The 23,190-nt window shown below is 34.3% G+C and carries 22 protein-coding genes and 2 pseudogenes; 9 read left to right on the plus strand and 15 right to left on the minus strand.

Going from position 1 to position 23,190, the window contains the following annotated elements; all coding sequences use genetic code 11:
* Positions 1-2 precede the first annotated feature (2 nt).
* From ACEPXD_RS13945 to ACEPXD_RS13960, 4 genes are read right to left on the minus strand one after another with little or no spacing between them, the layout of a single operon-like run.
* A complete protein-coding gene (locus tag ACEPXD_RS13945) occupies positions 3-3,101 on the minus strand; it encodes a type I restriction endonuclease subunit R (RefSeq protein ID WP_391116846.1) in 3,099 nt (1,032 codons plus the stop codon).
* Positions 3,085-3,840: a DUF6602 domain-containing protein gene (locus ACEPXD_RS13950; RefSeq protein WP_391116848.1), complete on the minus strand. Its 756-nt coding sequence runs from the start codon at positions 3,838-3,840 to the stop codon at positions 3,085-3,087. The genes ACEPXD_RS13945 and ACEPXD_RS13950 overlap by 17 nt, the downstream gene beginning before the upstream one ends.
* A gap of 4 nt (positions 3,841-3,844) precedes the next feature.
* A complete protein-coding gene (locus tag ACEPXD_RS13955; RefSeq protein WP_391116850.1) occupies positions 3,845-5,041 on the minus strand; it encodes a restriction endonuclease subunit S in 1,197 nt (398 codons plus the stop codon).
* A complete protein-coding gene (locus ACEPXD_RS13960; RefSeq protein WP_391116852.1) occupies positions 5,031-6,551 on the minus strand; it encodes a type I restriction-modification system subunit M in 1,521 nt (506 codons plus the stop codon). The genes ACEPXD_RS13955 and ACEPXD_RS13960 overlap by 11 nt, the downstream gene beginning before the upstream one ends.
* A 204-nt stretch (positions 6,552-6,755) precedes the next feature.
* Here ACEPXD_RS13960 and ACEPXD_RS13965 point away from each other — a divergent pair.
* Positions 6,756-6,956 (plus strand): annotated as a pseudogene (locus ACEPXD_RS13965) (phage integrase SAM-like domain-containing protein); the annotation flags it as partial.
* Complete coding sequence (locus tag ACEPXD_RS13970) at positions 6,930-7,655, plus strand: tyrosine-type recombinase/integrase (protein ID WP_391123254.1); 726 nt, start codon at positions 6,930-6,932, stop codon at positions 7,653-7,655. The pseudogene ACEPXD_RS13965 and the gene ACEPXD_RS13970, both read left to right, overlap by 27 nt.
* A 538-nt stretch (positions 7,656-8,193) precedes the next feature.
* Here ACEPXD_RS13970 and ACEPXD_RS13975 read toward each other — a convergent pair.
* From ACEPXD_RS13975 to ACEPXD_RS13985, 3 genes are all read right to left on the minus strand, one after another.
* Positions 8,194-8,832 carry a hypothetical protein gene (locus ACEPXD_RS13975; RefSeq protein WP_391116854.1) on the minus strand — a complete coding sequence of 213 codons (639 nt, stop codon included), beginning with the start codon at positions 8,830-8,832 and terminating at the stop codon, positions 8,194-8,196.
* Positions 8,833-9,509: 677 nt separating this feature from the next.
* Positions 9,510-10,241, minus strand: a complete 732-nt coding sequence (locus tag ACEPXD_RS13980; protein WP_391116856.1) for a hypothetical protein — start codon at positions 10,239-10,241, stop codon at positions 9,510-9,512.
* Between the two features lie 943 nt (positions 10,242-11,184).
* A complete protein-coding gene (locus ACEPXD_RS13985; RefSeq protein ID WP_391116857.1) occupies positions 11,185-11,589 on the minus strand; it encodes a hypothetical protein in 405 nt (134 codons plus the stop codon).
* 374 nt (positions 11,590-11,963) lie between these two features.
* On the opposite strand from ACEPXD_RS13985, the pseudogene ACEPXD_RS13990 reads away from it, so the two are divergent.
* Positions 11,964-13,179 (plus strand): annotated as a pseudogene (locus ACEPXD_RS13990) (IS110 family transposase).
* A 228-nt stretch (positions 13,180-13,407) separates the two neighbouring features.
* Here the strand turns inward: ACEPXD_RS13990 and ACEPXD_RS13995 are convergent.
* Both ACEPXD_RS13995 and ACEPXD_RS14000 read right to left on the minus strand, forming a co-directional pair.
* Positions 13,408-13,716: a hypothetical protein gene (locus ACEPXD_RS13995; protein ID WP_391116859.1), complete on the minus strand. Its 309-nt coding sequence runs from the start codon at positions 13,714-13,716 to the stop codon at positions 13,408-13,410.
* A gap of 15 nt (positions 13,717-13,731) precedes the next feature.
* Complete coding sequence (locus tag ACEPXD_RS14000) at positions 13,732-13,860, minus strand: hypothetical protein (RefSeq protein ID WP_391116861.1); 129 nt, start codon at positions 13,858-13,860, stop codon at positions 13,732-13,734.
* A 482-nt stretch (positions 13,861-14,342) separates the two neighbouring features.
* Between ACEPXD_RS14000 and ACEPXD_RS14005 the strand changes: the two genes are divergently transcribed.
* From ACEPXD_RS14005 to ACEPXD_RS14015, 3 genes are all read left to right on the plus strand, one after another.
* Positions 14,343-15,419 (plus strand): ParA family protein, encoded by a 1,077-nt coding sequence (locus ACEPXD_RS14005; protein WP_391116862.1) that lies wholly within the window; start codon positions 14,343-14,345, stop codon positions 15,417-15,419.
* Positions 15,412-16,395 carry an SIR2 family protein gene (locus ACEPXD_RS14010; RefSeq protein ID WP_391116864.1) on the plus strand — a complete coding sequence of 328 codons (984 nt, stop codon included), beginning with the start codon at positions 15,412-15,414 and terminating at the stop codon, positions 16,393-16,395. The genes ACEPXD_RS14005 and ACEPXD_RS14010 overlap by 8 nt, the downstream gene beginning before the upstream one ends.
* A 142-nt stretch (positions 16,396-16,537) precedes the next feature.
* Entirely contained in the window at positions 16,538-17,098 is a 561-nt protein-coding gene (locus ACEPXD_RS14015) for a recombinase family protein (protein ID WP_391116866.1), read from the plus strand.
* Positions 17,099-17,908: 810 nt separating this feature from the next.
* Here ACEPXD_RS14015 and ACEPXD_RS14020 read toward each other — a convergent pair.
* On the minus strand, positions 17,909-18,133 hold the full coding sequence (locus ACEPXD_RS14020; protein WP_391116868.1) for a hypothetical protein: 225 nt from the start codon (positions 18,131-18,133) through the stop codon (positions 17,909-17,911).
* Positions 18,121-18,642, minus strand: coding sequence for a hypothetical protein (locus ACEPXD_RS14025; RefSeq protein WP_391116870.1), 522 nt, complete (start codon positions 18,640-18,642; stop codon positions 18,121-18,123). The genes ACEPXD_RS14020 and ACEPXD_RS14025 overlap by 13 nt, the downstream gene beginning before the upstream one ends.
* Positions 18,643-18,869: 227 nt before the next feature.
* On the opposite strand from ACEPXD_RS14025, the gene ACEPXD_RS14030 reads away from it, so the two are divergent.
* Complete coding sequence (locus ACEPXD_RS14030; RefSeq protein ID WP_391116871.1) at positions 18,870-19,127, plus strand: hypothetical protein; 258 nt, start codon at positions 18,870-18,872, stop codon at positions 19,125-19,127.
* 228 nt (positions 19,128-19,355) lie between these two features.
* Positions 19,356-19,763, plus strand: a complete 408-nt coding sequence (locus tag ACEPXD_RS14035) for a hypothetical protein (RefSeq protein WP_391116873.1) — start codon at positions 19,356-19,358, stop codon at positions 19,761-19,763.
* A gap of 146 nt (positions 19,764-19,909) precedes the next feature.
* Here ACEPXD_RS14035 and ACEPXD_RS14040 read toward each other — a convergent pair whose 3' ends face one another.
* Complete coding sequence (locus tag ACEPXD_RS14040) at positions 19,910-20,479, minus strand: hypothetical protein (RefSeq protein WP_391116875.1); 570 nt, start codon at positions 20,477-20,479, stop codon at positions 19,910-19,912.
* Positions 20,480-20,551: 72 nt separating this feature from the next.
* Positions 20,552-20,845: a YjcQ family protein gene (locus tag ACEPXD_RS14045; protein ID WP_391116877.1), complete on the minus strand. Its 294-nt coding sequence runs from the start codon at positions 20,843-20,845 to the stop codon at positions 20,552-20,554.
* Between the two features lie 159 nt (positions 20,846-21,004).
* Between ACEPXD_RS14045 and ACEPXD_RS14050 the strand changes: the two genes are divergently transcribed.
* Entirely contained in the window at positions 21,005-21,313 is a 309-nt protein-coding gene (locus tag ACEPXD_RS14050) for a hypothetical protein (RefSeq protein WP_391116878.1), read from the plus strand.
* Positions 21,314-22,082: 769 nt separating this feature from the next.
* On the opposite strand, the gene ACEPXD_RS14055 is transcribed toward ACEPXD_RS14050, so the two are convergent.
* Together ACEPXD_RS14055 and ACEPXD_RS14060 are read right to left on the minus strand one after the other, a co-directional pair.
* The gene (locus tag ACEPXD_RS14055) at positions 22,083-22,763 is read right to left on the minus strand and encodes a tyrosine-type recombinase/integrase (RefSeq protein WP_391116880.1); all 681 of its coding nucleotides are present in this window, start codon (positions 22,761-22,763) and stop codon (positions 22,083-22,085) included.
* Entirely contained in the window at positions 22,760-23,056 is a 297-nt protein-coding gene (locus ACEPXD_RS14060) for a hypothetical protein (RefSeq protein WP_391116882.1), read from the minus strand. The genes ACEPXD_RS14055 and ACEPXD_RS14060 overlap by 4 nt, the downstream gene beginning before the upstream one ends.
* Positions 23,057-23,190 lie beyond the last annotated feature (134 nt).

A 23,190-nucleotide genomic window follows, 5' to 3' on the forward strand; every position in this document is an offset into this window, starting at 1 on the left:
TTTCATTTTATGTTACCAGCCATCAACTCAGCCTGCTTAACAACAGTCTCTACCGCAAGCTTCTGTAAATCAGGTGGATATCCATACTTCTTCAACAACCTACGAACAGTAATCCTCATCTTAGCCCTTGCAGACTCCCTCAAATTCCAATCAATACTCATGTTTTCTTTAATTGCTTTAGTCAGCTCGTGAGCGATAACTTTCAAAATATCATCACCAAGAACTTGCTCTGCTGTGTCATGAGAAGCTAAAGCATCGTAGAATGCAACTTCCTCTTTAATCAGTCCGCTGTTTTCACCAGCTTTATAGGAGTCGTTCATTTCCTTTGCCAGTTCAATTAGTTCTTCAATGACTTTAGAAGTTTCGATAGCACGCTTGTTATATTTGTTAATCGCAGCATTCAGCATGTCCGTGAACTTCTTTGCTTTGACAAGGTTTGTTCTTTGGACGTTTTTCACTTTTCCTTGTAACAAGCGATTGAGTAATTCTACGGCTAAGTTCTTTTGTGGCAATGCACGAACTTCATCGAGGAATTGATCCGATAGAATCGAGATATCGGGATTTTCTATGCCTAGCGATTCATATATATCTATAACTTCATCCGAGATAACTGATTTAGAAATCAACTGGTTCAGCTGCGAATCAATTCGTGAAGAAGTCTTCTTTTGACCATCGACAGGGATTAGTTTGATAAGGCCTGCTTTGACCGCCTTAAAGAAGCCAATTTCCGCATTCAGATCTTGTGCTTCGGGCTCCGTTGCACAGAGGGCAAATGCTTTCGCTAGCTCAGTAACCACTTGCATGAAGCGTTTCTTTTCTTCTTCTCCTAGACCAATAACAAAGTCCATCGTTTCTGTGATTGCTTTCATACGGACTGAAGGCTTGTCTGAATGGAAAGAATCATAATTATGCTGATACAACATGTCTTGAATGACTTCAAACTTCTCTAGCATCAAATCGACTGCTACAGATGTATCGATTCCTGTGTTTTCACGGTCGCTGTCTGTATATTGCTTCAATGCTTCTTTCAAGCTGGCTGCAATCCCAATATAGTCGACAATTAAACCACCCGGCTTGTCCCGGAAAACTCGGTTCACGCGTGCAATGGCTTGCATAAGGTTATGACCGCGCATTGGTTTATCGATATACATCGTACTCATTGATGGAACGTCAAAACCGGTCAGCCACATATCCCGTACAATGACGAGTTTCAATTCATCGTTATTATCTTTTATACGACGTGCTAAATAATCACGTCGTTTCTTGTTTCCTATGAATGGCTGCCAGTGTTCCGGATCACTGGACGTACCTGTCATGACAATTTTAATAACGCCTTTACTATCCTCGTCTGAATGCCATTCAGGTCGAAGTGCAATGATTGCTTGATAAAGGTCAATCGCAATTCTACGACTCATAACGACCAGCATACCCTTACCAAACATCGCATTTTGCCGAGACTCAAAGTGAGTCAGAACATCTTGTGCCAATCGTTGAATGCGTTGTTCTGCCCCAGCTAACGCTTCAAGACGTGACCATTTGGATTTCAAGCGCTCACGATCCGATTGTTCTTGATATTCTGTAATCTCATCATACTCTCCGTCCAAATCAAGACCTTCAGGTAGATTGAGTGGAATAATTCTGCTTTCATAGAAAATCTTAACGGTTGCACCGTCTTCAACAGCCTGTGTCATGTCATAGATATCGATGTAATGGCCAAAGACAGCAGGTGTATTCTTATCTGCTGATTCCACTGGAGTGCCTGTAAAGCCAACAAAGGAAGCGTTTGGTAATGCATCACGCATATACTTTGCATAGCCATACTTCGTGAACACGTCTTTTTCAGCTTGTTGGACTTGGGCACTGAAACCATACTGTGTACGGTGCGCTTCATCAGCCATTACGATAACGTTCCGGCGTGTTGTGAGCGCTCCCATCTCGTTCGTACCATCTTCAGGAGAGAACTTCTGCATAGTCGCGAAAATAATGCCGCCTGATTCAACTGATAACAGCTTCTTTAAATCACTTCTGCTTTCTGCCTGTTTCGGTGATTGTCTCAGCAAGTCACTCGATATAGAGAATGTGTTGAACAATTGGTCATCTAAATCATTACGATCCGTCAGTACCACAATCGTCGGGTTGTTCATAGCCAAAACGAGCTTCCCTGTGTAAAACACCATCGACAGGCTTTTCCCAGAACCTTGCGTATGCCAAATAACCCCAATTCTACGGTCGCCACTTTCTGACGCAGCACGTTTGGCTTCTTCCACTGCCTTATTCACTGCATAATACTGATGATAGGCAGCGAGAATTTTAACCGTCTTTTCACCATCTGTTTGGAACACAATAAAGTGCCGCATAAGATCGAGCAATACAACTGGCTGGAACATGCCTTGAATCAGGACTTCTAGTTGTGGCATAGAAGAAGGCGCCATTGTTTCACCATCTGCCGTGCGCCACATCATAAATCGTTCTTCATCAGCCGTAAGCGAGCCAGCCCTAGCATTGACACCATCACTTGTTACTAGGAAAGAATTGAATTGGAATAATGAAGGGATTGTTTGCTTATACGTTTGCAGCTGGTGATACGCTTCTGATATCCCTACTGCTTCATTTGTTGAATCTTTCAACTCAATAACAACAACAGGCAACCCATTGACGAATACAACGACATCTGGACGTTTATTATTGTTTCCTTCAATTACAGTGAACTGGTTCACAGCCAAAAAGTCGTTTGACGATGGATTTTCAAAATCAAACAACCATAGTTTCTCTACTGTATTGCGACCGTCTGCCGTCCTAACTTCTACATCGACTCCATCCGTCACATACTTCTGGAAAACCTGATTGCAGACGATTAAATTCGGCGACTGTACCATTGTGACTTGTTGGACTGCACGCTTAATCGTCTCCATCGTTGCGTTAGGATTAATACGCTGGAGTGCACTTTCAAGCCGACCATTCAACACAACATCTGTATAGTGCTCTCGTTCCGGATAATCGCCATCTGCAGCAATCGTTGGGCCATTCTTAATTTCATATCCTAAGCTCTCCAGCCATTCAAGTGAAGCTTGCTCCAACTCATCTTCATGAAATTGGTACATCTACTTTCACCTCCAAATTCCTGAGTCGTCTAGTTTCTTTTCCCTCTTCTATAGGGTACAGGAAGTTAGTTAAATTACTTTCTATATCTCTATCCATACTTTCACTATAAATTGTTTCAATAAGATTTGATATAAAATATCCAAATGACAAATTATTCAATTTATAGAATGAATAGCTACTGATGCTATCATTCTCTACCGGATTTCCTTCATTCCAGTATTTTATAAAGTATTTAGATCCTAATGAAATATGATTAATAAATCCTTTACTTTCCCTTAAGCACTCTCTTAAAGCCCCTACACATCGTACATTATCCGAAATTTCGAATGCTGATTCATAGCTAAAAATCCCATTAAAAATTTCTCTGTCTATTATTCTCCCATTATGGTTTGCATTCTCAATAGCCCTTTTACATCTTTCACCAGGAGGAAGTTTTGATTTCACTTCTATTATTCCATAAATACTCTCGGCTATCGCTATTACAAAATCTCCCTCTGAAAATAGTGTAGGAATGCTATTATTATAAATAATTAAGTCAATTTGTTTTGTAATTTCTGTACCATTCTTTACAAAATCTGTTCCTACGGATACGTTCGATGGTAGAACTCTCCGTAAATAATTCATTAATAATATCTCTTTATATCTACCATCTTCAGCATGATGAGCGTCTTTTATAAAATAACGAACTCGGTCACGACTTGCCTCAAATTCCTTCGCTATGGATTCATGGTATTTCATATAATTATTGAACAACTGGAACCTCTATTTCATCAGGTAGTTCTAAATCACCTGATAAGAGTTTTGGAAGCAAAGTGTCACGTAACTTTATTAAGTTAATATTTTCATATTCCTTATTACTTAGCATTTCAAAAATAGGGTTAATCACCTCTTCAAACTGAGAAATTAAATGATCTATGGGATATACAACCTTTAGAGTATTTAAGTCGCGTAAATTAATTGCATTAAACACAGCTCCATTTGAACCTTGAATAATTTGTCTTAACAAAGTTTCCATCATGAAGTATAGAAAGTATTGATTATCCACTTTATGTTTCAACGCAAAACAAGATTGATTCATAGCCATGTCTGTGTTAGCCATACTTAGTTTTCCAACAGTACCTCTTGCAGTTATAAATATCGTATTTTTCGGATACAATCTACTATTACATTTAGATAGACCCAGTTGTGTAATACTTTTTTCTGTTTCTGTTTCGTAAATAGAGCCAGTACTGTCCTTAGGTGTAAAAAAAGGAATATCTCCATTCCAATATTCTTCAATTTTTGTTTTAGGCGTTCCTCCACTTAAAAACTCCACAGTTTGTGACAGGAATTGAACTTTAAATAAAGCCGGTATCATCCCCAACTCACTCTCAACCATTTCACCACCGCTCGATTTGTAGGGATCTCCGTTTTCATTCGGAAATTCAAAATCGACAAACCAGCGTTTGAAGAGCATTTGGGCGAGTTGTTCTAGGTTAGTAATAATTTTATTGTTTAATGAAATCTTTTCTTCGAAACTATAAAGAAATGCACCAATCCTTTTTTGATAATTAACATCTGGTATATTCACTTCCAGCAAATGAACATGGTTCCTATTTAGAGTAGGCACACTACTTCCTGCATTATAATTATCTAAACCAATAGTTTGTAGCAAGTAATAAACATACTTAGGATCATTCCCTTTAAAATCTTCGACATAAAGTGAAGTATTTAGTGGCCAAAAATTCTCTTCAATATAATAAACTTTTCCCAACAACCCACTTCTTCCAGTTGTCACTCCAGGACCTGCAACTTTATAATCGTTATGAAAGTCGCTAACTCCACTAGAAGATAATATCGGATATTCCCCTGACGTTCTCTTATTCCAAGGGAGATCATAACCACGTTTTAAAGTAATAACTTCACCTATTTTTTTACTATACCAATTCTCAAATCCCATACCCAATCCCCTCCAACGGTTTACGGATTTGGTCTTCGAGCTCTTTTGATTTCACAAATTGCTCCGATAGTTCACTTGTCAATCGTGTCATTTTAACTCCGAAAGGTTCATCATCTTCTTCTGCAGCTTCTAACCCGACATATCGCCCAGGCGTGAGAATATATTCATGTTGACGTACTTCTTCCAACTGTGCTGATTTGCAGAAGCCAGCGATGTCTTCATAAGTTTCTTCGCTCGTTCCTTGCCATGTATGGTATACGTCTGAGATTCTCTTGATATCTTCATCCGAAAACTCTTTTAATGTACGAGTCGACATATGCCCAATTTTCCGAGCATCGATAAACAGGATTTCTCCTTTTCTCTCACGCTTACCATTACGTCCTTTGTTATTTGTGACAAACCAAAGACATACAGGTATTTGAGTTGAGTAGAACAACTGTCCCGGCAATGTAACAATACATTCAACAAGATCGTTTTCGATTAAGTTTTTACGAATTTCTAATTCAGAGGTTGTACTTGTTGACATTGATCCATTCGCAAGTACAAAACCAGCTGTCCCTGAAGGAGCTAACTTAGAAACCATATGCTGAATCCATGCATAGTTCGCGTTTCCGACTGGTGGTGTACCAAATTGCCATCGCACGTCTTCTTTTAGCTTTTCGCCGCCCCAGTCACTAATGTTGAATGGAGGGTTTGCCAAGATATAATCTGCTTTCAATCCTTTGTGAAGATCATCATGGAAGGTGTCAGCATTGTGCTCACCTAGATTGGCGTCAATCCCACGAATGGCTAAGTTCATTTGTGCAAGTTTCCATGTTGTTGGATTGGACTCTTGTCCGTAAATTGCAATATCTCCTAAACGACCTTGATGCCCTTCCACAAACTTCTCACTTTGGACAAACATACCGCCCGAACCACAGCATGGGTCATAGACACGTCCTTTGTATGGCCGCAACATCTCAACAAGCAACTTTACGACAGACATTGGCGTATAGAACTCGCCGCCACCTTTTCCCTCTGCGCTCGCAAACTTCGAGAGGAAATATTCATAGACGCGTCCTAACATATCTTTCGAACGGCTTGCTTTATCGCCTACTTTGAAGGAGAACAAATCGATTGTTTCGCCTAAGCGTGTTTTATCAAGTGCTGGACGTGCGTAATCTTTTGGTAATACACCACGGAGTGATTCGTTCTCTTTTTCAATCGCAATCATCGCATTATCAATAATTTGACCGATTTCTGGCTTCTTTGAGTTTTCATTGATGTAAGACCAACGTGCTTCAGCTGGAACCCAGAACACATTCTCTGCCAAGTATTCGTCTGGATCTTCAGCGTCTGCCCACTCGTCATTTTGCAATTCTATAAATTTCTCTTCAAATGAGTCTGACACATATTTTAAGAATAATAATCCTAATACGACATTTTTATATTCTGATGCATCCATACTGCCGCGCAGCTTGTCCGCCATCAGCCACAACTTCTCTTCAAACCCGATATCTGCTGTAGACATTCATTTCGCCTTCTTTCAAAATGTTTCGTACATTTTTAATCTCACTAACTAAGTCAACATTCCTACTCTAATCATACCAATGAAACAGGACCGTCACAAGATAGTGACAGATAATTGGAAGCCACTATAAAAACGGTAATATGCTTCTTTATAAATGTGTAATTTTGTAATTCCCTATAAACTAGAAAGAAAAGCTCAACAAGAAACCGAATAAGCTCTGCAAAACATTTAATCAGTGTCTGGGCGCACACACCTATTCACAAAATTACAAAACAAGTTTACAGGCAATACATGAATTCTCTAGTAACAAAACACATGCACAATACAAGAAAAGGTATCCATATCGTTGCTAAAATGATATTCAATTATGCGATAGAAATGGAATATATCAAGAAAAACCCAACGGTCAACTACAAACTTCCTAAGAAGCTCGAATACGAAGAGAATGAAGAAAAGCTTGTTTTTCTAGAAAAGGAAGAGCTGAAACTGTTTTTACAAATTGCGAAAGACGAGGGTTTAACTAGCGATTACGAGTTCTTTAGCTTTCTCGCTTATTCGGGTATGCGAATAGGAGAAGCCGTTTCACTTCAGTGGAAGGATCTAGACTTTAAGAGCTCATCACTCTCAATCACGAAGACTTATTACAATCCAAGTAATAATAAGCGGAATTTCGAATTGCAAACGCCTAAAACGCGCAGTTTCATGAGGAGAATTCTAATCGAACCTATTGTTATGGATTTATTAAAAGAGCTGAAGGAAAAGCAGAATCAGTTCATCAAGAAAAATAAACGCTTATACAAAGACCGGGGTTTCATCTTCACATGTTCAGAAGTTTATCCGTGTACAATCAAGCAATTCTCTGACCGATTAAAACGGATTATGACGAGAATGACCGGCTTAAATAAGCACATCACTCCTCATTCATTCCGGCATACCCATGCTTCGCTTTTAATTGAAGCTAACGTCAACATGAAAGTGATCTCTCACAGGCTCGGGCATTCATCAGTAGCCACGACAGACGAAATATACGGACATCTGACTAGAGGATTAGAAAAAGTGGCCTCTCAAAAATTCAGTGAATTAATGAGAGACCTCCATATTTAGAGTGGTTTTACTGGCGCTTATGACCAATAAAATGACCACGGTCTGATGAAAGATGCTCTACCTCTTATTATATCAAGGGTTTAGAGTTTTCCTTACATCATGCCGCCCATTCAATAACAATGATAACAATCTAGCTCTGTCTATCAAAAAACTTAATTTCACTGCAAATTGAAATTATAAACCGCATAGAATTTTATACTATTCCAAATATTTATTGACGGATTATTGCCCAAAACTAGTCAGTTTTATTCTTTAGTAATACCCTCACTGAGGATAATCAATAGCGGCGTATGTACAGGAATTAGTAAGCTTAGTTTGTATAAAATAAAAACAAATCCATTCATTTTTAGAATAGAACTGTTTTCTCTGAATGTAGTCAGTAATACAAATAGCTTTTGATGAACTCGTTTGCTAAGAGATCTTCTCTGTTTATTCGATTTTTAGGTATTAATAAGGATGGTTATCGATACTTAGAAATATATATATATTAGTAAATTACTATTTACAATATAGTGGAAAAAATAGATTTAAGGTCGGATTATTGCTCCGACCTAGTATATTTGGAATCGTTTTGAAAAGCTAACATTTGTATATTAATGTGGCCATTAACAAACCTAATTTGAAGATTTTTTAATGAGATAATAAAATCTCTAGGTACTCCCTCTATTCTCTCAATATCCATAATAAATAAGTCCATAGTAGTGACATATTTTTTTTTCCGTTTTAAAAAATCGAAAAAAGTGTTCCCTTTCAAATCAACATGTACCGTAGTTAATCTTATTAGCTTTCCTAATGGATAATAATAATCATCGAAGGTAGCCATATTACGATATATTGTTTCAGATATTGATTCTCTTATATTAACTTTGTCCACCCTCATGTTTGGATACTCTGCGCAATAATCAATTATGAGATCTGTCACATTTTCTTGTGCTTCTTCTCCTTCCAAATGAATAATACTCCAATAGTCTTCACTTTCACTAATTTTATAAATGGAATCTGAATATACTGCATTTAAATATTCTGTTCTAAGCTTATTTTGTAATGTTGATGTGTGATGATTAAAAGAAATTAATGGATAGTCTTTATTTTCTTCAAAAAGTAATGAATCTATATTTTTTTGTTTTTCATGAGTGAGAAAAACGTAATTCCCATTTCTAAGTTTTAAAAAAGTCATTGCTCCTTTACCTCCTTTCTAGTTAAATAATGTAAGACAGTACTAAACTCAACCAGTTCAAATAAGTTTCTGTCTAAATTTTAATGTATGAATCCTTATTTATAAAAAGAAGTTTTCAATATAAAGATACTGCACCTTCTTCTCAAAAATAATAAAATCACAGTCAGGTTTAACGGCTTTACTATTAGTTACATAAATATTTGACGTTTTCAACTTGAAGGTCCTTGCTAGTTTAATATACAATTTTGATTTCAGTCACAAGTAATTCTTCGTTATATTTTATTCTATGCTCAAAGCTATGTTTTTTTCATATAGTCCCTCTATAATGATGTATCATTAATTTCATTGTACTTTACTTTTACTTGATCTTCGTTTTCAAATACCCTTAATTTCCTATTATTTCTTTACTTATACTCCACACATTCTCAGACATACACATACCTCTTTAATTCAGACTGGAGTAGACTCGAGCAAATTACGGTGCGTATAAAGGTCATAATGAGAAGCAACAGCTAAAAATCTATTTGCACGTTACTAAGGACATGAAAAGAGAGGCCTTTAGAAGTATATAAAACTCAAGGAAGACCTCTAGAAATAAAATTGTACATCCATTTGTAGTCCTCAATTAGAAATGAATTACCTGAGCCACTGGTATCCAGCGTTCAAGGGCTTCGCACTTATAACTTGCGTTTACTAATACGAACAGTATCTTTCGTATTTTGTGTAAAAGTATCTTTCGTATCTTGTCCAACTGGATCTATTTTTCCCAGTACCAATAACAAAATTGCTGCAATTAAAGTTCCAAAACCTAGTAAATGAGTCATATAAGGAGCGAGCCACAAAAGACATTCTATTTCAGATAGATATGGCCAAAATAGCTGATGTAACCCCATAAATAACCAAATAGCTGTTAAGTATAAGCTTAGGAGTTGATTGACTTTAGAAACAGAATATTTACCTTCTTTATGTATGTGCCAAAACTTTATACCCTTCTTTTGTATTACTGTCTTATAGAGCGGTCCCATGATTTCGTTCTCTAATAAATCCACGTGTCTTTCCCAATTGTTTTGCCAAAACTTACTGCCTCTATTAACCAAGAACCAGCTAAGAGAAAAAATAAACCCCACACAGTTTACCAAAAACACTACATTAGGATACTTTTCTAATCCACCTTCATTAATAAGTACAAAATACCCTGTAAAAATTACAGCAATGATTGTCCAGAAGTACGTTGCTCGTTTCCAGTACATTTCAATTTCGAACTTACGAATTTCAAGAGCGCTATTTAATGCTTTCTCTCTTTTACTTCTTTCGTCGAAAAAATTATTATCTAATGGAAAATTGTTATAATAAATTTCTTGCGACAGATTTTTGTGTTCATCATAGGGCTCTGTATCATTATTCTTCAAAATGTGAACCTCCTATAGCTATTATCAGTTTTTAAAATTATAACTCAATAATTGGCACAAACATATTACCTTGAGTATAAAGATATTGATTACAGGGATTTTTATAAGATAAGGGGTTTAATATAGGTATGGAATGATGATTATTTTAGTATTTGCTTTCAAAATTTGATCGTATTATACCTCCAAGATTGAAAAACAGAACAGTTCGTAAAAGTACACGTTTACGAACGCTTGGAAAACCTCGAAAAGACCATAAAAAAATGATCGTAAATGCCCTAAGACTTATTACGAACGTTCGTTAATCTACATACACTTATAAGAAAGCTAGTTTTTATTGAAAGATAACCTTAACTCTAATTCCAAAAGGAAGGTTATAAAAGAGTTTGAAGGGATATTAAGTGCAAGATAACAGTTAAAATCATTGCAAAACCTCAGTAGAAGTAACACACCTGAACCAGGTTGATTTTATATAGAAAAATGAGCTTGGAGAAACATTTTCAATCTGTTTTTCTATCATTTTTTACCAAAACTCCCATTAGCCACCCATGTAGCGCAAAAACAGCGCTACACCACAGAGAATGAAAATGTGAAAAACGGGTATAGGATACTACGGCTGGCGAAGGAGGTCGATCAACTATGGTGCCATTGAGCCCATCCGTTAGTCTGACTCCGACGACCACGGTGCATCACAGACTGTCGCACTCTATACGAGTAGCACTCATGGGAGATTAATCCTACTCTGGTTATTGCACCAGCCTGCCTTTATTCTAACAAGAATGGAGTTGGTCGCTGATTTATCTTTTAGTTCAATATCAACATACTGAAGGCTCAGCCTTTTTTTAAAAAAGCTATTTCTGAGTCTCTTTTGTTATGCAATTTTAAAGGTTTTAAGCGTTTTTTAATTTTCATGGGAGTTGAACAAGGAATTTTCAATAGTTATATTTTAATCAATTTTGCCATTTCCAACTAACTGAGCACCTTCAGGCAAACCTAATTGTCTAAAAGTATATGTATAATCAGATTGATTTTCTTTTTTTGTACCTTGTATTAAAACGAAATATTCTTGTCCTTCATCTAAAAGGTTATATATTCTGGAATCTTCAATCATGACTTTATATCTCTCTTTGTTTTGACTATTGTCATTAGAGTTTGAACCGACTACCCACATTTTTTGATACTTACCAGGTTCAATATAGTGGTCTTTTTCCTCAATATACATAATCATTGAACTACTATTATAGAACTCGTTAGATTCTTCTCCCATAAAATAAATATAGATAGCAACAGATAATAGAAGCACCAACACAATTACAGAGATTACACTTTTTTTATGTACTATACTAAACAAAAAAACACCTCATTCAATTACTTTTTTTATTCTTATTGAACTAACCTCTACCTTTAGTTGAATAAGAATAAAGGCTGCCTACCTGACAGCCTTGTTCTGCTAAAGCACCCGTTAGCCATCCATGAAGCGCAAAATCAGCGCTTCACCACAGAGAATGAAAATAGTGGAAAACCGTCCATACTGATTCTACGGCTGGGAGAGGAAGGTCGATGAACTATGGTGCGTTAGAGCCCATCCATTAGTCTGACTCCAACGACCACGGTGCACCACTGACTGTCGCTCCCTTACGGGAAGCACACATGGTTGATTAATCCTATTCTGATTGTTGCACCAGCCTCCAATAATAATTAGAGCCGTAGAAAGGATGTTTTTCAATGGATGTAGTCATTGAAAGAGTATGTGGTATGGATGTTCATAAGGACAATATAACCGCATGCATTATCACACCAGAAGCAAAGGAGATTCAAACATTTTCAACTAAAACTATTTTTTTATTACAGTTAGTGGACTGGATTAAAGAGAATAATTGTACGCATGTTGCCATGGAAAGCACGAGTGTTTACTGGAAACCTATTGTGAATTTATTAGAAGCTGAAGATATTGAGTTTCTAGTTGTGAATACCCAACACATGAAGGCGGTCCCTGGACGTAAAACAGATGTGAAGGACGCAGAATGGATTGCTAAACTCCTTAGTCATGGACTTTTAAAAGCTAGTTATATTCCAGACAGAAATCAACGAGAACTAGTTCGATACCGTCGAAGTATTATTGAAGAACGCGCTAGGCAACATAATCGCATGCAGAAAGTATTAGAAGGTGCAAATATCAAACTTGGTTCTGTTGTTTCAGATGTCATGGGCGTTTCTTCACGAGATATTCTTAACGCTATCGCCAACGGCGAAGAAGATCCTGAAATTCTATCAAACTTCGCTCGACGTACTATGAAAAAGAAAAAAGAAGAACTGGAGCTAGCCCTAAGGGGATATATTAATTCTCATCAACGCTTAATGTTAAAGACTATTTTAAAACATATAGACTTTTTAACAGAGCAAATTGAGATGTTAGATCAAGAAGTAGCTGAAAGAGTAAGCACACATCAAGATGATATTGACCGTCTGGATTCTATTCCTGGAATAGCTACAAGAATGGCAGAACAAATTTTATCTGAAATTGGTACTAGATGTGAAAAAGCAATTTCCCAGTGCAGCTCATATGTGTTCTTGGGCAGGATTAGTTCCTGGTCATAACGAAAGTGCTGGAAAAAGAAAATCAGCTAAAACCAAGAAAGGAAACAAATATCTGAGATCAGCATTAACAGAAGCAGCTCATTCTGTAAGAGGATCTAAAAACTATCTCGGCGCACTCTATAGACGTACAGCAGCACGAAAAGGCAAGAAACGAGCAGGAATTGTAGTAGCACATGCCATGTTGAGAATAGCTTACTACCTATTAACTCGAAAAGAAATGTATGTAGACTTAGGCGAAGACTACTTTGATAAAAAGAGACAGCAATCCACTGTTCGGCATTCCTTACGAAGACTTGAGAGTTTAGGTTATACAGTTACGATACAAGAATCCGAAGCATCTTAATCCAGTCCACCTACAATAGTCCATTGAATTAGACGCTCTCCCCTTTTTTTAAGCGAATGAGCTGCGTCTTATTAAGTATTGCCTTTTTTCCTAAATTACAGAAGTTTATTTTCATGGTAGTTGAATAATAATATTTGAAAAAATAACCTTTCTATTAGATAGTATACATAAAAAATCACCCCCTCTAAAAAATTCTAAAGAGATGAGGTGATTTTCAAATCAAACTATTTAATAACCAAAATAATTTTTGAGAGCTGATTTCGTCTTTCGTGCGGGAACACCCTTAGCATTATAGTATGCTAGGCTTAATCGAATGTTTTCCCCATTAACAAATTCATTATATGTACTTTTTTCCGTCAAATAACTTTGATTCCCCCCTTTGAAATCCAATTCACAAGAACCGAAGAACCAATACCCTTGTTCATCAGGGTCTTTACTTTCCATTAATAATTTATGTATTTTCTCTAGTTGCTTACTATTTTCTTGTTCATTTTCACTAATGTGTGGGTAAGCAAATTGTTTTAACTGTTCTTGCATCTTTATAATTACTTGTTACTGCATAGCTAACATTTCAACCAATTGCTCGATTGATCCAGCTGGATAAAGATGTTCTTTTTTTATCACTTCTCCACCAAATTCATCTGTAAGAGCTTCTTTAATCATGTCATAATCGGTACGCAAAATATTTAAAGTACGCTGTTTCTCAACAATCTTTTGAACAAATTGAATCCGTTCAATTTGTTCATCTGAATAGACACGCTTATTATTTGCATTCGGAACCTTAAATACTTCTCCAAGTAATCCTCGTTTCTCCTAATCATGTAAAATATGCGGTTTCAACTTTAATTCTTCGGCTAAAGTACTGATAGATTTCATGTAACACTCTCCTAATATTAGTTTAAAGTAATGTTTATATTAGCTATACATTAAGCTAATATTAGTTGTAAATCAAACATTTGCAAATAACTATGAAAAGGTATCTACGAATATATAATTTTAATTTAGGTTTGAAGTTTAAATTACAAATCCATCTTCCGAAATCCACAAGATTACTTCCTCGATTAGATTCTTCTTTTCTTTAAATAGTCTATTTAATACACATAAAAGGGAAAAAGTTGTATAATTAATAGTGCTTAAATTTTAAGAAAAGATTGGAGATATTTATGAAAACAATAGCTTTATTTAATAACAAAGGTGGCGTTGGCAAAACAACAATTACAACATCTTTGGCTTATCAGTTGTCTCGACAAGATAAAAAAGTTTTAATTATAGATTTAGATCCCCAATCTAATACAACCCAAGTTGTATTAGATGAAAGTCAAGTTGAAAGAATTTATATAGATAGTTCAAATGCTCTAGATAGAATTAAAACTATAAGAGATATTTATAACCCTATGAGGGACTCTAATGAAGCGGTAATTGGAAATGTAGAAGACTCTATCTTATCTGCAAAAAAAAATAATTTTAACTGTGATATAATCCCCTCGCATTTGAGTTTATCTGAGTTTGAAGACACTTTGAGTGATGCTTGGTCTGATTTAAGGGCTAATAAATTAGGTGGCTTTAGAAGGACCAACTGGTTTATTCAATTAGTTAATCAATTAAATGTTGAATATGACTATATACTTTTAGATTTAAGTCCCTCTTTAGGAGCCTTAAATCGTTCCGTTTTGTTGAATGTAGATTATTTTGTTATACCTATTACAGGAGATATTTATAATCAATATGGAATTAAAAATATAGGAACATGGATTACTAATTGGATTAAAATATATAACAGGTCTTTAGGTTACCTTATCGATGATTACGATGAACAAACTTTAGCAGCAGTATCAATAAATCAAAACATTTCTTTAGAAAGTTATAAGAAATTTTTAGGTTATATTATTTCAAGAGCTAAGACTTCGAAGCGTGGAAATGGACGCGAACAAAAGATTATTTCATACCAACAAAAACATTTTGATGATATTGAATTGACAATTAATGAAGCACTAAAATTTGCCACAAATAATAAAATCAAAAATTCTTTAGAGTTAGGGAAGATTACTGAAATTATAAGTCTGCTTACTGAATCTCAAGCACAACATAAGCCACCGTTTGCACGAGTATCTCAAATGATAGCTTTAAATCAACAATGGGCTAAAGATAGTGTGCAAAATTCTGAATATGCAATTATGAGAACGTTTGAAGATATAGCAGAAAATATTCAAAGGAATATTGAGGTTCTAGACAATGTTTAATTGGCCTAAAACTTTATTAAGAGGATTAGCTTACGATAATTTAACTATATTTTTCGGTGCAGGAATTCCATACGAATTTAATCTTCCTTTATGGAATGAACTAGTAGATAAATTATTTGAGGAAATGAAATCCTATTTAAGTGCAGAAGAACAAGCGGAATTTAAAGATTTTGTAAAGGTAAAAGACTATTTAAATGCAATAGAATTATTAATGTATAAAAATGAAGAGATTGTATTAGATTGCTTAGAAAATGCATTTAATAAAGATGATTTTGATAGTTTTAATTTAGAAGAATCAAATGAAAATTTATTGTTCAAATTAAATGCTAATTCCTATTTAACAACAAATATAGATAATTCTTTGGAAGAAATAAAGGGGCTATCAGGCAAAAAAGGTGCAAGCATTTATTCATATAAAAATGAAAAAGATATTAGAGATAAATTGATTTTTCATAATTCAGAAAAAGACCCTTTGATTATACGAGTTCATGGAGAATTAAAAGACGCTTCTAGCTTAATTTTCTCCCAGAGTCAATACTCTAAACTAAATAAAGAAGATTTTTTTATATTTAATCAATTGATTCCCTCGTTGTTCCTTGTATCTACAGTTTTAATTGTAGGCTATTCAATAAGTGATCCAGATATTCAATTAATTTTAGAAAAGACTGCAAAAGTTAAAGGAACAAAAGATAATATTTTCTTTATAAATGCAGATGAAAAATTATCAAAACATAAAAAAAGAATGTTTACTAATCGATTTGGCATAAAAATTTTAGATATTTATACCGATTTAGATACAACATATGATATAACACATATTTTGAAAAAACGTTTAAATGAATTAATAGACTTAAAAGAGATTTTACTTAATTATTCTTTAAATGATAAAAGGAATTTATTTAAAAATGGTCAACAAAGTATTTATGATGAATTAAAACAAACACTAGATGAATCGAAAATACCTGCATTATCATAACTTTATAAATATCTCCCATAATCACAACTTAACAGTATTGACCATGAACATAAAGTGTAGTAATATCAGCATATCGTCTTCATTCATAACTAATAGTCATAAGTGATTACTGAATTATACATGGAAATGGATTGATATGTAAATGAAATATGGATATGCACGTGTATCAACATTAAACCAAGATTTAGAAACACAATTACAAACTTTAAAAGCTGAAGGTTGCGAAGTGATCCGTTCAGAAAAGTTTACTGGTACGAAAACAGATAGACCACAATTTCAGGAACTGCTTTCAGTCTTATCTGAAGGTGATACCCTGGTAGTCACTAAATTAGATCGTTTAGCACGTAATACTAAAGAAGTTATTGAAGTTATAGAAATGTTATTTGCAAAAGGTGTAAAGCTTCATGTGCTGAATGTTGGACTATTAGAAGATACTTCAATGGGACGATTCTTCTTAACTACTTTATTAGCAGTTGCTGAACTTGAAAGAAATATGATTGTGGAACGTACACAAGAAGGTAAAGCAATTGCAAAACAGAACCCTGACTTTAAGGAAGGTAGACCGAATAAGTTTGAAGGTAAACATATTAAACACGCTATAAAACTATTAGAAACTAATTCATTTTCACAAGTTGAAGCAATGACCGGTATAAGCAAAAGCACATTACAACGACATAAGAAAAAGCAAAAGGAACTGGTTTAATAAACTGGTTTCTTTTTTCGTAGATGAAAATGAATATTAATAATCAATAAATACTATCAAGCGTATTCCTTTTACACACATTTTCTTTTCCACACGGACAGTCCATTTCATGTACTTTTCACCAGTTCCCCACCAGTTCTATAAAATGCGTCTAAATTGTGAACAGATAACCCCCTTTATAACTGCACACCACTGATATATACCAGCTACACACCCACACCATGACATTTAAAACACCATGTAAACCATTGATACATCAAGCTTTATCAGCTATAACATGACATGAACATGACATTTACCATAACGGTTCAATGCGGATCTATCCGTAATAGTTCAAAATCAAAAGATAAAAGATACTTGTCAGGGGAAAAGCACCCCATCCAAGATGATTAACTTATACAAATATCTTTCTGCTATTACACTGAAATACTTACACCTTTTCAGCACCATCTTTTGTATTTTTTTTATGGGGAAATGCTTTTCTTCCCCTTGCGAAGCAATAGTAACGGTTTACTTATTATTTGTTCAGAATCGTCTTTACCTGATTTGTTATAGTAATAGACACCAAACGACTTGAAAAGTACCTTCACCCATACTCTCCCAACGGTTACAGTCACTTTAACCATGCAAAAAAAAAGCAACCAAGAACCATTATTTTGCACAAAAAAAGCGACCATGACATTGTTTAGTACAAAAAAACACCTAAATGTTGATTGGTGTTTTCGCCAGGATAATGTATTTGTTATAAGAAAATATATGCGTAAGAACTGTATAATCAAAAAAAGGCCAAGGAAATGTTCTTTGGTCTTTTTAATAAAAGAATTGTTTCTTTTGTTCTTCAGTCAAGTCTTCCAGTTTAATTTCTTTGTCTTGACAGAATTTATACATGTCGTTAAATCGAATTCTTGGAGGTTTAGGACTGGGTGATACATATTTTCCGCTTGGAATGGCTTCGTCCATGTCGTCGATGTCCGAAATCACACCATCTTGATCCTCTTTCATTGCTAAAAAGGCAGTGCTTGTTAATTTGAACATATCTTAACACCTCCTGCAAAATGGTCATTAATAAGTATATGGGATTCATTTGGATAGAAAGTATAAAAAGGTTTTCCTGTATCTTTATCTACATGGGTGCACTTTGCCTTTAATTTTTGATAATACTTTTCATTGTGATTCTTTTTCGCGTAAAGCCCTACAAATCCTTCAAATCCTTCTGTAAAACTTCTGTCTATTGCAAAACATAACAGGTTTTTTCCAACACCCGCATATCTTCGTTGGGACTGGTTAAATTTGTTATGAGGAGATGATTCCATTAAAGAAACAAAAACGTATTGACCCACCTCTTCAATAGAAATGACACCTTGAATATCATCATTATTCCCTAAAACAAATAATCCAAACACTTGGTTGTTTTCTTTTTTTATTTCATCTCTCCAATTAAACCAACCATCTTTTCTTTGTAGTTTATATTTTACGATATCTGCTTTTGTTAATTCGCGAAAGCAAACTTCAATTTCTTTTTTTGTTTGAATATCAATAATCATCAATTTATCTCTCTTCCTATTAATACTACGTTACAAAGTAAAATATTCATAATATTTATATATTCTTATAATAACATATTTGCCCGATTGTCGAAATGGTCAATCTAAACCTGTCTTATTTATTAAGTATTATTTTTTATACTTGTTTTATTTTTGTAACATCAGTCTGAATCACGTGAAAACATTGTTTTAGGTTTGTAAATGAAACTTAAAAGGATGTGCAGAACGTGGAAAACAATTATGTAATTTATAACCCTGAAACTGGTGAAAAAGTGGGTAGCTTTAACCCTGAAGAACACTATTTAAGAAGCAAAAGACAAGATGATTTTATGAAGCTAAACGAAAAAGCAAAAGAAGAATTTGCTGAATTTAATGCTGAAGCTGGTAAATTTATTTGGTCATATCCTGTACAAATTCAACATTTAATTCATTCGCCTGAATTTGATAAGTCTGATTTGACTATGATATTTTACCTTGCAACCTAAGTAAATGGCACTGGTTATTTATCGTTTGATAACGGTGTAAAGCTTTCTAAATCTGATAGTCAGGGAAAACTGAAAGTAAGCAGAAACACGTGTTCATTATTCTTTAACAAGCTGACTAAGCATCAAGTAATTATTCCTTCAAGGGATGCTTTCAAATGGAATGAAGCTTATAATTTTTATGGTAAAACTAAAGGAAAAGCAAAACCAAAAACGTTAGTAAGAACCTATGTGAATCAGGTTCGCGAACTGTATGAAGCTAAAAAGGAAAACGAGAAACGGAAATATTCAGTTATTTCTTTATATCCGATTTTTGCACTTGTTCCTTATTTGCACCATTCCAGCAATATTATTTGTAAGAATCCTGAAGTTAAAGATATTGATGAAATCGAATACTATACACTTTCAGAAATTGCTGAACTATTAGGTTTAAACGACAGTAAGAAAATGAGTAAATCACTATCTTCTTTACTGCTGAATAATCAAAAAACATTCGTAAAAATTTCCAGCAAAAATGAAACATACTTAAAGCTTAATCCACGAATTTTTTGGAAGGGAATCAATGCACCAGATCAAAATTTAATTTCTGAATTTGATATGATTGACAACAATAGAATGAAGCGTAAGAAGACTGTTTAAATTGCTGATTTTTACGCTTATATGTGTATTGGAAAGGGTTACTTGTTCCGTGATACGTTCAAGGCCGTCCCTTCCACTTTTCTTTTTATATATGTTGGTTTGGCTTCTGTTATTGAACTAAAATTCTTTCGAATATTAATTCAAAATCAATTACAATGTTTTTTATAGCAGTTAATACATTGCTTTCTCCACTGATTATCAGCTTTTAACCAGCGTTTCCTACCACAAGTTATGCAAGGAATCAAAACCTTGTCCAATACATATGTCATTGATTTTACACTTACCTTAAATTTCTTATCTTCGGTAGAAGGATCAGGTAATTCAACTATTAATTTCTTTTCAAGACAATCTAAACATAATGTTTCATTTTTCCATTCTCTATATTGAATTATTCTAATTGATTCAAATTCTCTTATTCCACATTCCGCACATACATTTTCATTCAATTTTATTTCATTTCGACGTTCTTCTAACTTTTCATAATAAGAAACACCAGTTATATGATAACCACATTTATAACAGTTTATTTCAGATGATTTATCTGTTCGTTCCTGAAAGTCATAACTAAAGATTCCTTTACTATCGGTACTACCCCCATCATGACTCATTTCATAAGAAACGCTTGTATTGAAACCGCAAGAATTGCAAGGAATACTGAAGGTTTTGGTACGACAATCAATACAAGTACATGGTTTACCCCAATCACAATTTGGCATATTTTAAACACCACCCTTCTTATAGTTCTTCTACATTTCCAGTACAGTGTAGGAATACGAACTAAAATTAATTTATAGCTTCAGCCAATCGCGAATTTCTTTTATCCCTTTATATGTTTTTGATAAAGCACTGTTTTCTTCTAAAAATTCAATACCCTTCATTGTTATCTTTGCTGAATGAAATCCTACATTATAAACCGTATTATTAGCATATTGCACCATTATATTTTTCGCATACCCTTCATCCCTAATTAGTACTGCAATTTCCCCCCACTGTTCACCATTCAATTCATAATCAGATTGTTTTGGTTCATTACCTTGTTCCAATTCCTTTAAGATACTGTACATTAATTTTTTTCTACTCATTTTCTTCACTCACCTTTCAAATAATACTTCGACAAAATGTGATACAAACCCTTCCAATTTTGTTCCTTATTCTTTTTTTATAAAAACGTGTCTGATTTTGAACCAAGCGTTGTTATAGGTCTGTAAGACAAAATAAAACAATAAAAAGGTGGATATAAAATGAAAAAAGAATTAAACTTACAATCAAATTTACACGTGGAATTAATCCAGAAGTTAGCTTTAAAATCATTAAATGGAATTAAAGTAAGTGAAGTTTTAGAACTTAGACAAACATATAAACAAGATAAAAATATATATTTTAACCTACTGAAATTGAAATACATCATTCATCTTGAATTCTTAAGTATAGAATATAAAATAACTAAAGAAGTCGAAAAAGCAGTATTCGGTTATGTTAATTACCTTATTCTTGAACTTCCAATGAATGATCTATTAGAAGATGCTGAAATTACTATTTCTATTAATTAAGTTGCCGAAAAGGGAGTCTGCCAATAATGGTGGTTCTCTTTTTTTATTTATTTCTTCATGTTTACTTGCATTATTTCAGTGCTTCCCCCAACATGAAGCCAGAATTGAGGACAACGGCTTGGTGCAAAAATGACTGCCTACATTTCCGAAACTAAATTAATAGAATCTGAAACATAGACAGTCATTTGCATCTTTTATGTACATGAATCCGTCATTTGAGGTATCCGTATATGTATGCCCTTGTTAAATGTGATTCTTTCAAATCAACACACCTACTACACTACTATTGCCCCCGTGAGTTCATACAATTCGATTTAAAGCCTTTTCCGTCATATCGTCAATACATTCCATCTATAGTGGAATTCTGTAAAATCGTACTCTCTGGTGTGTTCTGTGTTGCCGTAACAACTCAATTCTTCCACTCCTAGCCGTTAATGGTCGCTAACACCATTCACACTCAAAGCGAAACAAGGAACGCTTATATTGAGTGCTAGACGTTTGTTTGCTTTGGGAACGTCATAACCTGTCAAGTTTATTTTTTATTCGTGTTACTAGGTTTCCACGAACGAGTTTTTGCTAAAAAAGGCAATAGCAAACTAGACCTTTGACATTTCATCATTTTTTGAAGTAAAATAAAGGCAATCTAACTCATATTCAGTTATCGATTGTTGGTCGATTTGTTGATGGGTTTCGCACTACTTTGTCGCAAAACTTATAGTGCAATGTATTAAACAAAGGGAGTGTTTCCAGCACTTCCTTTATTATTTGTTCACAGATATTGCTTTAAACTGTTTGATACTTCTTCTATGTCTAAGTCCAAATACTGTGTGGTAACGGCTAAATCAGAGTGTCCTAAGGCTTTACTTATCAGAGGAACACTAGCACCCTTCTCCAATAGATTCTTTGCAAACCCCCTTCTAATCGCATGTGCGTTAATGTTCTCTAATCCAAATCGTTTACTATATTTATTAAGTTGCTTTGCAATGGCACAGTTTGATGATTTAGTCGTATTCATAGCTAATCCGTTTTGGCTAATAAATACGTTCGTGCTACTAGTCTTAAAATGTTTTTTAATTTTTTCATTTTGTTTTATTAGTAGCTTCAATATTTCTGCAAGTTCGTCATCTATCGGTAGCTTCAAATATTTATGATTTTTCAATGTAGAACCGTCTAAGTTTAAACAATTCTTTTCAAAATCAATATGCCGCTCTTTTATCTCGCATAAAGTGTGAATCCTAATTCCAGTCTGAAACATTAACTTGATAGCAGCGTCATTCCTAAAACCGATAAATGTTGATTTATCTATTAGATGAAACAACTTCTGGATATCACATTCTTTAGAGGAAGCTTTAACTTCTTTATCAACTTTGATATGAATGTTCTTCCAAAAGTTATCCTTTAACCAATTGTTGAAATAAATCTTCCCTAGTACCGCTTTAATTGTTTTCAAACGGATTTTTTTGTCTGAATTGAAACATCAATATTATCTAGGTAGGTATAAATAGAATCGGAGTTGATTTCTTCGATAAAGACCAACCCATTGTATTGAACAAACTGATTAAATATATAATCATAGCTTTGAATTGTACGTGGTCTATTACCAGCTATCTGCATTTGTTTAAATACAATTTCCATTCCATAGCTTATCGGTGTCCAACTTTTATTTGGTTTTTGTCCCCCTTTTATAAAATTCGACTCTAATTCTTCAACAACATAAACACCATGTTTTCTAATATTGGACACAAAAAAACCTCCTAATCCAAATTGGAATCAGAAGGTTTATAAACTAAGTTCATATAAATAAGTGTATTTTACCCTAGTAACAAAACAGGGATATTCAATAAGAGTTCAACTCCTATCAAATACCCCCAATATTG

The organism is Psychrobacillus sp. L3, assembly GCF_042945595.1.
Taxonomy (GTDB): Bacteria; Bacillota; Bacilli; order Bacillales_A; family Planococcaceae; genus Psychrobacillus.

Bases quoted from the DNA above. Each gene is read 5' to 3' on its own strand.
- ACEPXD_RS13945 (WP_391116846.1), bottom strand. From the start codon at position 3,101: ATGTACCAATTTCATGAAGATGAGTTGGAGCAAGCTTCACTTGAATGG.
- ACEPXD_RS13950 (WP_391116848.1), bottom strand. From the start codon at position 3,840: ATGAAATACCATGAATCCATAGCGAAGGAATTTGAGGCAAGTCGTGAC.
- ACEPXD_RS13955 (WP_391116850.1), bottom strand. From the start codon at position 5,041: ATGGGATTTGAGAATTGGTATAGTAAAAAAATAGGTGAAGTTATTACT.
- ACEPXD_RS13960 (WP_391116852.1), bottom strand. From the start codon at position 6,551: ATGTCTACAGCAGATATCGGGTTTGAAGAGAAGTTGTGGCTGATGGCG.
- ACEPXD_RS13970 (WP_391123254.1), top strand. From the start codon at position 6,930: ATGGAATATATCAAGAAAAACCCAACGGTCAACTACAAACTTCCTAAG.
- ACEPXD_RS13975 (WP_391116854.1), bottom strand. From the start codon at position 8,832: ATGACTTTTTTAAAACTTAGAAATGGGAATTACGTTTTTCTCACTCAT.
- ACEPXD_RS13995 (WP_391116859.1), bottom strand. From the start codon at position 13,716: ATGCAAGAACAGTTAAAACAATTTGCTTACCCACACATTAGTGAAAAT.
- ACEPXD_RS14005 (WP_391116862.1), top strand. From the start codon at position 14,343: ATGAAAACAATAGCTTTATTTAATAACAAAGGTGGCGTTGGCAAAACA.
- ACEPXD_RS14010 (WP_391116864.1), top strand. From the start codon at position 15,412: ATGTTTAATTGGCCTAAAACTTTATTAAGAGGATTAGCTTACGATAAT.
- ACEPXD_RS14015 (WP_391116866.1), top strand. From the start codon at position 16,538: ATGAAATATGGATATGCACGTGTATCAACATTAAACCAAGATTTAGAA.
- ACEPXD_RS14020 (WP_391116868.1), bottom strand. From the start codon at position 18,133: ATGTTCAAATTAACAAGCACTGCCTTTTTAGCAATGAAAGAGGATCAA.
- ACEPXD_RS14025 (WP_391116870.1), bottom strand. From the start codon at position 18,642: ATGATTATTGATATTCAAACAAAAAAAGAAATTGAAGTTTGCTTTCGC.
- ACEPXD_RS14040 (WP_391116875.1), bottom strand. From the start codon at position 20,479: ATGCCAAATTGTGATTGGGGTAAACCATGTACTTGTATTGATTGTCGT.
- ACEPXD_RS14045 (WP_391116877.1), bottom strand. From the start codon at position 20,845: ATGAGTAGAAAAAAATTAATGTACAGTATCTTAAAGGAATTGGAACAA.
- ACEPXD_RS14050 (WP_391116878.1), top strand. From the start codon at position 21,005: ATGAAAAAAGAATTAAACTTACAATCAAATTTACACGTGGAATTAATC.